This window comes from Clostridium sp. 1001283B150210_160208_E6 (assembly GCF_015669365.1).
Classification (GTDB): Bacteria; Bacillota; Clostridia; order Clostridiales; family Clostridiaceae; genus Clostridium; species Clostridium paraputrificum.
The window spans coordinates 381877-394576 of sequence record NZ_JADPAA010000002.1 but is presented as its reverse complement, the minus strand read 5'-3'; the positions used below and the strand labels follow the sequence as shown (position 1 = coordinate 394576).

General features: G+C 32.7%; 10 protein-coding genes. 8 read left to right on the top strand and 2 right to left on the bottom strand.

The window, feature by feature from the left end; genetic code table 11:
- Positions 1–87 precede the first annotated feature (87 nt).
- Both speE and speD read right to left on the bottom strand, forming a co-directional pair.
- Positions 88–930, bottom strand: a complete 843-nt coding sequence (speE, locus tag I4V16_RS04550; protein ID WP_099329585.1) for a polyamine aminopropyltransferase — start codon at positions 928–930, stop codon at positions 88–90.
- A 13-nt stretch (positions 931–943) separates the two neighbouring features.
- Positions 944–1357, bottom strand: a complete 414-nt coding sequence (gene speD / locus I4V16_RS04545) for an adenosylmethionine decarboxylase (RefSeq protein WP_049180350.1) — start codon at positions 1355–1357, stop codon at positions 944–946.
- Between the two features lie 660 nt (positions 1358–2017).
- Here speD and I4V16_RS04540 point away from each other — a divergent pair.
- The 8 genes from I4V16_RS04540 to purD all read left to right on the top strand — a co-directional run.
- On the top strand, positions 2018–5773 hold the full coding sequence (locus tag I4V16_RS04540) for a phosphoribosylformylglycinamidine synthase (protein WP_049180349.1): 3756 nt from the start codon (positions 2018–2020) through the stop codon (positions 5771–5773).
- A gap of 147 nt (positions 5774–5920) precedes the next feature.
- Positions 5921–6400, top strand: a complete 480-nt coding sequence (gene purE / locus I4V16_RS04535; RefSeq protein WP_049180347.1) for a 5-(carboxyamino)imidazole ribonucleotide mutase — start codon at positions 5921–5923, stop codon at positions 6398–6400.
- On the top strand, positions 6400–7110 hold the full coding sequence (purC, locus tag I4V16_RS04530; RefSeq protein WP_049180346.1) for a phosphoribosylaminoimidazolesuccinocarboxamide synthase: 711 nt from the start codon (positions 6400–6402) through the stop codon (positions 7108–7110). The genes purE and purC overlap by 1 nt, the downstream gene beginning before the upstream one ends.
- 5 nt (positions 7111–7115) lie before the next feature.
- Entirely contained in the window at positions 7116–8546 is a 1431-nt protein-coding gene (gene purF / locus I4V16_RS04525) for an amidophosphoribosyltransferase (protein ID WP_049180345.1), read from the top strand.
- A gap of 10 nt (positions 8547–8556) precedes the next feature.
- The gene (gene purM / locus I4V16_RS04520; RefSeq protein WP_099329586.1) at positions 8557–9558 is read left to right on the top strand and encodes a phosphoribosylformylglycinamidine cyclo-ligase; all 1002 of its coding nucleotides are present in this window, start codon (positions 8557–8559) and stop codon (positions 9556–9558) included.
- Entirely contained in the window at positions 9546–10154 is a 609-nt protein-coding gene (purN, locus tag I4V16_RS04515; protein WP_049180342.1) for a phosphoribosylglycinamide formyltransferase, read from the top strand. The genes purM and purN overlap by 13 nt, the downstream gene beginning before the upstream one ends.
- Positions 10155–10170: 16 nt before the next feature.
- Positions 10171–11676 carry a bifunctional phosphoribosylaminoimidazolecarboxamide formyltransferase/IMP cyclohydrolase gene (gene purH, locus I4V16_RS04510; protein ID WP_049180376.1) on the top strand — a complete coding sequence of 502 codons (1506 nt, stop codon included), beginning with the start codon at positions 10171–10173 and terminating at the stop codon, positions 11674–11676.
- 35 nt (positions 11677–11711) lie between these two features.
- Positions 11712–12700 (top strand): phosphoribosylamine--glycine ligase (gene purD / locus I4V16_RS04505; protein WP_195966542.1); only part of this gene is annotated, 989 nt, incomplete at its 3' end.

Here is a 12700-nt window from a genome sequence, read left to right as displayed (position 1 = left end):
TTTAAATATACAATAACTTTTAGTAAAATAAATAAAAGGAGCTATCGCTAGCTAATTTTTTTATCTGCTAATGCGATAGCTCCAATGTTATTTCAATAACTCTTTAACGTAGTTTGGTAAAGCAAAGGATGCTTTATGTACGTCTTTGTTATAATATCTATCATTTAAGTTTAAGCTGTTATAAAATCCTTCATCAAAATCATTAACTGGATGAAGCTTTTTTGAAGCAAATCCAAAGAACCAATAGCCAGAAGGATAAGTTGGAATCATATATTGATATACTTCACAGATTGGAAATATATCTTTCAACTTCTCGTTGGATCTTTTCATTTCCTTCTTATTCATATCATAATATGGACTTTCTCCTTGATTAACAAGAATACCTTTATCTGTTAATGACTCATAGCAATTTTTATAGAATTCTCTTGTAAACAAACCTTCACCAGGTCCTATAGGGTCTGTAGAATCAACTATTATTAAGTCATAAAGATTTTTTTTGTTTTCTACAAACTTTATTCCATCTTGAAAATATAGGTTAACTCTAGGATCATCTAATTTACAAGAAGTAAAAGGTAAATATTCCCTTGCTGCTTTAACCACTTCTTCATCAAGTTCAACCATATCTATTCTTTCGATTGAATTAAACCTAGTAAGTTCACGAACTGTACCACCATCTCCAGCTCCTATTACTAAAACATTTTTTATATCTTTATTCACCATCATAGGAACATGAGTTATCATTTCGTGATATATAAATTCGTCTTTTTCAGTAATCATAGTCCATCCATCAATTACAAGGACTCTTCCAAAATCATAGGTGTCTATTACATCTATTTGTTGAAATTGACTCTTTTTAGAATAAAGAGTTTTCTTTACTCTCATTGAAAATTTAACATTATCTGTTTGATTCTCTGTGTACCAAAGTTCCATATTGTTCTCCTTTCTAAGCTGTTGGTTTATGAGTTACTTGTTCAAAAGTTGTGTGGGAAAAATTTTTGATTTTTTCTACCATGCCTCTTGCAACTTCTGTTGACTCACTTCTCTCAGAGCATAATTCTTTTTCGAGATAGTCAAAGCCTATCCATGGATTAACTGAATCTCCACAAGTGTATAGATCTACTGATGCATATCCATATTCAGGCCATGTATGGATTGTTAAGTGTGACTCTTGTATAATTACAGCTCCACTTACTCCCCAAGGATTAAATTTGTGAAAACAACTAGTTACTATGGTTGCGTTTGACTTAATTGCTGCTTCACACATAATTTTTTCAATTTTTTCGTGATTCCCTAAAATATCAGTATCACAATTATAAAACTCTACTAAGATATGTCTTCCTAACTGTTCAAGTTTCAATTTAAAACCCCCTTAATTTTATATTTCCCTTAGAATAGGTAAGAAAAATTATGAAAAAATTTTGCAAAAGTTTAGTTAAACTAAACTTAAAGTTAAACAATATTAAACTTCACAAGATATAGTATACATAGATGGTTTGTTTTGTCAATAAAAAATTTTGGTCACATTTAACAGATTGGAAGGATTTAAGTAATGTTTAATTTAAACTTTGATAAGTAGAATATTATTTATTTAATCAATCAACAAGAATTGGAAATAAAAAATAAGAGAGAATTTTCTATAAAAGTTTTAAGTAAGGTTGGAGTGAGAGATTATAATAATATTTATTAATAATGTGAATATGTATCGGATTCTTAGATAATAATATAAATGACCTTTTAGGTTGCGTAGGTTTCTTTGCCGGTAGTTTTATCTATCGGTATTTTTTTGTGCATAAAAGTTATGCTTTTATAAAAATCTATAAGTAAATATTCGTTAGTGCGTATATTTAAAGGATAATTGCATATTAATATACGGATATATACGAATGTTATTACTTATAATTATAGTTAATATTGACAATGAATACAATGAGTGTTAATCTTAAAATATAAATACGAAGTATAAAATTAAATATAGATATAATATTCGGTATGACAATTAATGGGTGGAGGTATTTAAATGATGAATATCAGATGTGTATTCGTTGAAAAGAAAAAAGGTTTTGACGTAGAAGCACAAAGTTTATTAAATGACTTTAAGAGCAATTTAAGAATGGACAACCTACAAGAAGTAAGAGTTATTAACAAATATATTTTAGGGGCAGTTTCAGAAGAGCATTATAAAAAAGCACTAAATACTATATTTTCTGAATTAACTGTAGATAGGGTATATGAAGAAACATTACCACTTGAAAAAGGAGATATTGCTTTTGGAGTAGAGTACCTACCAGGTCAATACGATCAAAGAGCAGATTCAGCATCTCAGTGTTTTCAATTATTAACTAGTGGAGATAGAGTAGAAGTAAAATCTTCAAAGGTTATAATTTTAAAGGGAGATTTATCAGATAATGATGTAGAGAGAGTTAAAAACTATTATATAAATTCTGTTGATTCTAAAGAAGTTGCTATAGATGATAGAACTATAGATACACAACTTAGCATTCCTAATGATGTTCAAATCTTAGAAGGGTTTAATGAAAAGAGTCTTGAAGCTTTAAAAGAGTTCCACAGGGAACAAGGCCTTGCAATGAGCATTGATGATTTAAAGATGATTCAAGAATACTTTAAAAATGAAGAAAAGAGAGACCCTAGCATTACTGAAGTAAAGGTTATTGATACTTATTGGTCAGACCATTGCAGACATACAACATTCTCAACAAAAATAGAAAAAGTAGAAATTGAAGAAAATAAATATACAACTCCTATAGTAAAAGCTTATGACGCCTACATTAAGTCAAGAAATTTTGTATATGGAGAAAATACAGATAGAAATGAAACCCTTATGGATATAGCTTGTATCCTAGTTAAAGAAATGAGAAAGAAGGGCATGTTAGAGGATTTAGATGTATCTGAAGAAATAAATGCATGCTCAATAAACATAGATGTTGAAACAGATAAAGGAATTGAAAAATATCTTTTAATGTTTAAAAACGAAACACATAACCATCCAACTGAAATAGAGCCTTTTGGTGGAGCTGCTACTTGTTTAGGTGGAGCAATAAGAGATCCACTATCAGGAAGAACTTATGTATACCAAGCAATGAGAGTTACAGGTTCAGCAGATCCAACAGTTCCTGTAGAAAAAACTTTAAAGGGAAAATTACCACAAAGAACTATTACCCTGGGAGCAGCACATGGATATAGCTCATATGGTAACCAAATAGGTCTTGCTACTGGACAAGTTACAGAGGTTTATCATCCAAACTATGTAGCAAAGAGAATGGAAGTTGGTGCAGTAATTGCAGCAGCACCTAAGGAAAATGTAGTTAGAGAAGAACCTAGCTTAGGCGATGTTGTTATCTTATTAGGTGGTAGAACTGGTAGAGATGGTGTTGGTGGAGCAACAGGTTCATCAAAGGAACATACTACAGAATCAATAAATACATGCGGTGCAGAGGTTCAAAAGGGTAATGCACCTACAGAAAGAAAGCTTCAAAGATTGTTTAGAATTCCAGAAGCAGCAAAGATGATTAAGAGATGTAATGACTTTGGTGCAGGTGGAGTATCAGTTGCAATTGGAGAATTATGCAGAGGATTAGATATAGATTTAGATAAGGTTCCAAAGAAGTATGAAGGGTTAGATGGAACAGAACTTGCAGTATCAGAATCTCAAGAAAGAATGGCTGTTGTAGTAGAAGCTAAGGATGTAGAAAGATTTATAAAGTTTGCTGAAGAGGAAAACTTAGAATCTACAGTTGTTGCAGAGGTTACTGATAATGAAAGATTAAGAATGTACTGGAGAGGCAATAAAATAGTAGATATTCATAGAAGCTTCTTAGACACAAATGGAGCAACTCAAGTTACAGATGTAAAGGTAGTAGCACCAGAAAACTTCCCATATAATGTTGGAACAGTTAACGTCAGGGATAAGTGGGTTGAAAACTTAAAGGATTTAAATATTGCATCACAACAAGGATTAGTTGAAAGATTTGACTCAACAATAGGGGCAAGATCAGTACTTATGCCATTTGGAGGTAAGTATTCAAAGACTCCTTCAGAAGGTATGGCAGCTAAGATTCCAGTTATGAATGGAGAGTCAAAGGATGCTTCACTTATGACATTTGGATATAATCCTAACTTAGGTACTTGGAGTCCTTTCCACATGGCATTCTATTCAGTAATTGAATCAATTACTAAGATAGCAGCTATGGGTGGAGATTACAGAAAAGTTAGACTTACATTCCAAGAGTATTTTGAAAGATTAGGTAAGAAGGCTGAAAGATGGGGAAAACCATTTGCAGCATTATTAGGTGCATATAAAGCACAAGTAGATTTAGGAATACCAGCAATAGGTGGTAAGGACTCAATGTCAGGAACATTTGATGATATTGATGTACCACCAACATTAGTGTCTTTCGCTGTGGGTTATGAAAAGGCGGAGAGAATTATTTCACCAGAATTTAAGAAGGTTGGGTCAAAATTAGTTCTTCTTATGAGTGAAAAATTAAGTGATGGAACAATAGATATGGACAAGTTCAAAAAGAACTTAGAAGTATTATATTCACTAATAGGAGATAAAAAGGTTATATCAGCTTCTTCATTGAAATTTGGTGGAGCAGCAGAAGCGCTTACAAAGATGTCTTTAGGAAACAGAATAGGTGCTCAATTCTCTAATTTAACTTTAGAAGAGTTGTTTGGATTAAACTATGGAACACTTTTACTAGAAGTAGAAGGAAATGTTGATGTACCAACTGAATTTGCTGGTACAAGCTTTAAGGTAGTAGGTGTAACAATTAGTGAAGAAAGAATAATTTCAGGAGATTATGATATAGACTTCTCCATTGAGGAACTAGAAAATGCTATAGAAGGAAAATTAAATGGAGTATTTAAGATAGGCACTGAGAAGAAGGAAGAAAAGGTTGAATCAAAGCTTTATACTGAAAGAAATACATCTAAACCAAGGGAAAGAATAGAACATCCAAAGGTTGTTATTCCAGTATTCCCAGGAACAAACTGTGAAGATGATTGTACAAGAGCCTTTAGAAAAGAAGGAGCAGAAGTTGTACAAGTTCTAATTAGAAATTTAAATAAAGAAGCATTAATAGAATCAGTTGATAGATTAGAAAAAGAAATTAGAACAGCTCAAATAATTATGCTTCCAGGTGGATTCTCAGCAGGGGATGAGCCAGATGGATCAGCTAAATTTATAGCTACAGTATTTAGAAATGAAAAGATAAAGGATGCTGTAATGGATCTTTTAAATAATAGAGATGGATTAATGTTAGGTATCTGCAATGGCTTCCAAGCATTAATTAAGCTAGGTTTAGTACCTTATGGTGAAATCAGAGATATCGAAGAAGATATGGCCACATTAACTTATAACAATATTAATAGACATATGTCTTCAATAATAAGAACAAGAATTTCTTCAGTTAAATCACCTTGGTTCAGTGAAGTAAATGCAGGTGATATTCATAATGTAGCAATTTCTCATGGCGAAGGAAGATTCGTAGCACCAGAAAGTTTATTAAAGGAACTTGAAGAGAATGGACAAATAGCAACTCAATATGTTGACTTTAATGGAGAAGTATCATTAGATATGCCATACAATCCAAATGGATCAATGTTAGGTGTTGAAGGTATTACAAGCAGAGATGGAAGAGTCTTAGGTAAGATGGGTCACTCTGAAAGAATTGGAGAAAACTTATATAGAAATGTTCCAGGAGAATTTGATCAAAAGATATTTAAATCAGGAGTTAATTACTTTAGAAAATAAAGTAGTTAAAAATATATAAATATAAAAATAAAACAATATATAAATATACCAATATATAAATATAACAATATGTATTTATATAAATATGTAGGAAAAATGCTGGTTGAAGGTAATAGATTATTAATTAACTTAAGGAGGGAATTTTAAATGAAGGTAGCAATATTTTTTGGTAGCAAGTCAGATACCGATGTGATGAAGGGCGCAGCAAATGCCTTAAAAGAATTTGGAGTAGATTACAAGGCTTATATTTTATCAGCTCATAGAGTTCCAGAAAAGTTAGCAGAAACAATTGAAAAGATTGAAAAGGATGGTTGCGAAGTAATAATAGCAGGAGCAGGTCTTGCAGCACATTTACCAGGAGTTATAGCATCACAAACTACTTTACCTGTAATAGGAGTTCCTGTTAAAGCAGCAGTTGAAGGGATGGATGCATTATTATCAATTGTACAAATGCCTAAATCAATTCCAGTAGCAACTGTTGGAATTAATAATAGCTACAATGCAGGGATGCTTGCAGTACAAATATTATCATTAAAATATCCAGAGATTAAAGAAAAATTAGTTGATTTTAGAATTAACATGAAAAGAAAGTTTATAGAAGAAAATGGAGAAGGAGTGGAACTATAATGGAAAAGTTAGAAATGATGTATGAAGGAAAAGCAAAGAAGATTTATGCTACAGAAAATGCAGAAGAGGTTATCGTATATTACAAAGATGATGCAACAGCATTTAATGGAGAAAAGAAAGATCAAATAAATAACAAAGGTATCTTAAACAATGCAATAACTTCAATGATATTTGAAATGTTAAATGAAAATGGTATAAAGACTCACTTTGTTAAGAAGCTAAATGACAGAGAACAACTTTGTAAGAAAGTTGAAATAGTACCACTAGAAGTTATAGTAAGAAATGTAGCAGCAGGAAGCATGGCTAAGAGATTAGGACTTGAAGAAGGGTACAAGCTAAAGACTACAGTATTTGAATTCTCTTATAAAGATGATGAGTTAGGAGATCCACTAATAAATTCTTATCATGCAGTAGCAATTGGAGCTGCAACTTTTGAAGAAATCAAAACAATATTAGATATGACAGCTAAGATAAATGACTTATTAAAGGAATTCTTCTCTAAGTTAAATATTAACTTAATAGACTTTAAGATTGAATTTGGTAAACTTCCAAATGGAGAAATTGTTTTAGCAGATGAAATTTCACCAGACACATGTAGATTCTGGGATGCAACTACAGGAGAAAAGTTAGACAAAGATAGATTCAGAAGAGATATGGGTAACGTAGAAGAAGCTTACATTGAAATTTTAAACAGAATTAAAGGGGAATAGTTAGGATGAAAAAAGCTGACTTTCAATTAATACTAGATCCAAGTCTTGATAAATTTAAGGATGAATGTGGTGTGTTTGGGGTTTATTCAAACTCACCTATGGATGTATCAGGTATGACATATTATGGATTATATGCACTTCAGCATAGAGGACAAGAGTCTGCAGGTATTGCAGTAGGAAATGGGACAGAAGTAGATATTCATAAGGGATTAGGTTTAATAACTGAGGCTTTTACAAAAGATGACTTAAATAGATTAAAGGGACATATAGCAATTGGTCATGTTAGATATTCAACAACAGGGTCAACTAAGGTTGAAAATGCACAACCGCTTCTAGCATCATCAAAGCTTGGTCATATAGCAATGGCTCATAATGGTAACCTAGTTAATGCGGATGTTATAAGAGATTTATTAGAAGATGGTGGACATGTATTCCACACAACAATAGATTCAGAGGTTATAGCAACATTAATAGCAAGAGGTGCTAAGAGAGGTATTGAAAGAGCTGTTGTAGATGCTATACAAGCAGTTAGAGGAAGCTTTGCTATGGTTATAGCAACAAAGGATAAGCTTATTGGAGCTAGAGATCCACATGGTATAAGACCTCTTTGCATAGGTAAGGTTGATGACGCATATGTAATGTCATCAGAAAGCTGTGCATTAGATGCAGTAGGAGCTGAATTTGTTAGAGATGTTGAACCAGGGGAAGTTGTGGTTATTGATGAAGATGGAATAAAATCTATAAAGTACTCAGAAAACACATTGTGCCACACTTGTGCATTTGAATATATTTATTTTGCAAGACCTGATTCAGTAATTGATGGACTAGATGTTCAGGTTACAAGAGTTAAGGCAGGGGAAGAGTTATATAAGGAACATCCTATTGAAGCAGATATAGTATCAGCAGTACCAGATTCAGGTATACCTGCAGCTATAGGATATGCAAGAGCATCAGGAATTCCATATGACACAGCCTTTGTAAAGAATAGATATGTAGGAAGAACATTTATTACACCTTCTCAAGAAATAAGAGAGAAGGCTGTAGCAGTTAAGTTAAATCCTTTAAAGGTAAATGTAAAAGGTAAGAGAGTTATCTTAATAGATGACTCAATAGTTAGAGGAACTACTTCAAAGCATTTAGTTGATTCTTTAAGAAGAGCAGGGGCTAAAGAAGTACATTTCCTTGTAGCGTCACCAGTAGTTAAGTTCCCTTGTTACTTTGGAATTGATACTCCATATAGAAGTGAACTTATAGGTGCAAATCACTCTATAGAAGAAATGGCAGATATGATAGGGGCAGATTCTTTAGGATATTTAAGCATGAATGGAATGTACAATACATTCAAAGGTAAAGAAGGATTCTGCGTTGGATGCTTCAATGGAGTATATCCAGTATCAACACCAATAGAAACTTCAAAAGATCATCTTGAAAGGTAGTGGAGAGAAAATGATAACTTACAAAGATTCAGGGGTTAATATAGAAGAAGGTTATAAATCAGTTAAGCTTATAAAAGACTATGCAGCAAGAACAATGAGCAATTATGTTTTAAATGGTCTTGGAAGCTTTGCAGGAATGGTTGAACTTCCAGAAGGGTACAAGAAACCAGTTTTAGTTTCTGGAACTGATGGGGTTGGAACAAAGCTTGATATAGCTTGCAAAAAGAAAAAGTATGATACAGTTGGAATTGACTGTGTTGCAATGTGTGTTAATGATATTCTTTGTCATGGAGCAAAGCCACTATTTTTCTTAGATTATATAGCTTGTGGAAAGCTTGAAGCAGAAGTAGCTGCAGATTTAGTTAAAGGTGTATCAGAAGGATGCCTTCAATCAGATTGCGCTTTAGTAGGTGGAGAAACAGCAGAAATGCCAGGTTTCTATAAAGAGGGGGACTACGATATAGCAGGATTTGCTGTGGGGATAGCAGATAAGAACGAAATAATAGATGGTTCAAAAATTGAAGATGGAGATGCTTTAGTGGGGATAGCATCTTCAGGAATTCATTCAAATGGTTTTTCTTTAGTTAGAAAGCTGTTTACAAACTTAGATGAAGAATTTAATGGAGAAGAAGTTTGGAAAACATTAATTACTCCAACTAAGATTTATGTTAAACCAGTTTTAAAGCTTATGGAAAGTTTTGAAGTTAGAGGAATGGCTCATGTAACTGGTGGAGGATTTATAGAAAATGTTCCAAGAATGTTTAATGGCAGAGAGTTAACAGCTGTTATTAACAAGGGTAGTTATCCAATACCAGCTATTTTTGATAGAATGGTTGAACTTGGAGTTGATAAAGACCATATGTATAACACATTTAATATGGGAATTGGATTTGTTTTATGTGTTAAAAAAGAGGATGCTGAATCAGTAACAAAAGCTCTTATAGAAATGGGAGAAAAGGCTTATGTAATTGGTCATGTAACCTCTGGAGGTGAAGGTATTTGTTTAAGATAGCAGTTCTTGTATCAGGGGGAGGAACAAACCTTCAGTCCATAATAGATGCAGTTAAAGTTGGGGAATTAGACTGCAAAATAGAAATGGTCATAAGTAGTAAAAGTTATGTCTATGCCTTAGAGAGAGCAAAGGAAGCAGGTATAGATACATATGTAGTTAGTAAGAAAGAATATGGGGAAAATCAATCAAATAGAATTTTAGAATTAACTGAAGGAAAGGTAGATTTAATAGTCCTTGCAGGGTATTTATCAATACTAGATGGGGAAATTTTAGATAAGTTTAAAAATAGGATTATTAATATACACCCTTCCTTAATACCTTCATTTTGTGGCCCTAAAATGTATGGACTTCATGTACATGAAGCTGCAATTAAGAAGGGAGTTAAGGTTTCTGGCTGTACAGTTCATTTTGTAAATAATGAAGTAGATGGGGGAGCAATTATTTTACAAGAAGCTGTACCAGTATATTTTGAAGATAGTGCGGAAGATCTTCAAAAAAGAATATTAGTAAAAGAGCACCTGTTACTACCAAAAGCAATAAAGTTGATTTCAGAAGGTAAAGTTAATGTTATAGATGGAAGAAGTAAAATTTATTAAATTGGAGGCCAAGTTAATGAAAAAGAGAGCGTTAATTAGCGTATTTTACAAAGATGGAGTATTAGAATTTGCTAAGTTTTTAGAAAAAAGAGGAGTTGAAATTCTTTCAACTGGTGGAACTTACAAGCATTTAAAAGAAAATGGAGTTAATGTTATTGAAGTAAATGAAGTTACTAACTTCCCAGAAATGTTAGATGGAAGAGTAAAAACATTACATCCACTAGTTCATGCAGGAATCTTAGCAATAAGAGATAATGAAGAACATATGAACACTTTAAAGGAAAGAAACATAAACACAATAGATTACGTTGTAGTTAATTTATACCCATTCTTTGAAAAGGTTAAAGAAGACTTAACATTTGAAGAAAAGGTTGAGTTTATTGATATTGGTGGTCCAACAATGTTAAGAGCAGCAGCTAAGAACTTCCAAGACGTAGTTGTAATTTCAGATAAGAATGACTATGGAAAGGTAATGGAAGAAATAGAGGCAGAAGGTGAAGTTTCTTATAATACAAAGAAGAGATTAGCTGGTAAAGTATTTAACTTAATGGGAGCATATGATGCTGCTATTGCTAACTTTATGTTAGAAGGAGTTGAAGAATATCCAGAATATCTATCAGTTTCATTTAAGAAAAAGCAAGGTTTAAGATATGGTGAAAACTCTCATCAAAGTGCAGCTTTCTATGAATCTACAACAGTAGAAGGTGCTATGAATACATTTGATGTATTAAATGGTAAGGAGTTATCATACAACAATTTTAAGGATATGGATATTGCTTGGAAATGTGTAAATGAATTTGATGAACCAACTTGTTGTGCATTAAAGCATAATACTCCATGTGGTGTTGCAACTGGTAAGGATGCTTATGAAGCATATATGAAGGCTTATGAAGTTGACCCTACATCAATCTTTGGTGGAATAGTTGCTTTCAATAGAAAAGTAGATAAGAAAACTGCTGAAGAAATGGTTAAAATATTCTTAGAAGTAATAGCAGCTCCAGAATATGATGAAGATGCTTTAGAAGTATTAAAAACTAAGAAGAATTTAAGAGTTCTTAGAATGCATAACACTCCAAAGGATGAAAGATACATGGTTACAGTTGATGGTGGTATCTTAGTTCAAGAAGAAGATAAAAAGTTAATTGAGGAAATAAAAGTTGTTACAGAAAAGGCTCCTACTGAAGAAGAAATGAAGGATTTAATTTTTGGTATGAAGGTAGTTAAGTATGTTAAGTCTAATGCTATAGTGGTAGCACATGATGGAATTGCACTAGGAATTGGTGGTGGACAAGTTAATAGAATTTGGCCAACAGAAGATGCATTAAAGAGAGGTAAGGGAGCTACAATATTAGCTTCAGATGCATTCTTCCCATTTAGAGATGTAGTTGATCAAGCAGCTAAAGCTGGAATTAAGGCTATAATTCAACCAGGTGGATCTTTAAGAGACCAAGAATCAATAGATGCATGTAATGAACATGGAATAGCTATGGTATTTACAGGGCTAAGACACTTCAAACACTAATTAGTGAAGAATTAATAGTTTTTGGGAGGATAAATATGAAGTTATTATTAGTTGGGTCAGGTGGAAGAGAACATGCTATTGCTTGGAAGCTTGCACAAAGTCCAAAGGTAGATAAAATATATGTAGCGCCAGGTAATGGTGGAACAGCTTTAGAAAATAAATGTGAAAATATCAATATAACAGATATAGATAAATTAGTAGAGTTTGCAAAAAATAATGATATACATCTAACAGTGGTTGGACCTGAGGACCCTCTTACTAAAGGAATAACTGATAAGTTTAAGGCAGAAGGATTAAGATGTTTTGGACCAGATTCTGAAGGTGCAAAACTTGAAGGAAGTAAGAGTTTTTCAAAGTTCTTTATGAAGAAATATGGAGTTAAAACTGCTGAATATGAAGTATTTACAAACCCAGAAGAGGCTCTATCATATCTTTATGATTGTCAATATCCAATAGTTATAAAGGCAGATGGACTTGCAGCTGGAAAGGGTGTAGTTATTTGCGAAAGCAGAAAAGATGCTATGAAGGCTGTGCAAAACCTTATGATTGATGATGCTTTTAATGGAGCAGGGCAAAAGATAGTAGTGGAAGAATTCTTAGAAGGTGTTGAAGCTTCAATCCTTTCTATATGTGATGGAAAAAGAATAATCCCATTTATATCTGCTAAAGATCATAAGCAAATATATGATGGTGGTAAGGGTCCTAATACTGGTGGTATGGGAGTTCTTGCACCAAATCCATATGTTACTAGCGAAGTAATGAGAGACTTTGAAGATAACATTATGGCTAATACTTTAAGGGGAATACAAGAAGAAGGCTTTGACTTTAAGGGGATTATTTTCTTTGGTCTTATGATAACTAAAAAGGGAGTATACCTACTAGAGTACAATGTTAGAATGGGTGACCCAGAAACTCAATCAGTGCTTCATTTAATGGAGAGTGACTTATATGAAGTTATTGAGGCTGCAATGGATGAAAGATTAAATGAAATTCAAGTAGAGTGGAAGGATGAAGTTTGTATAAA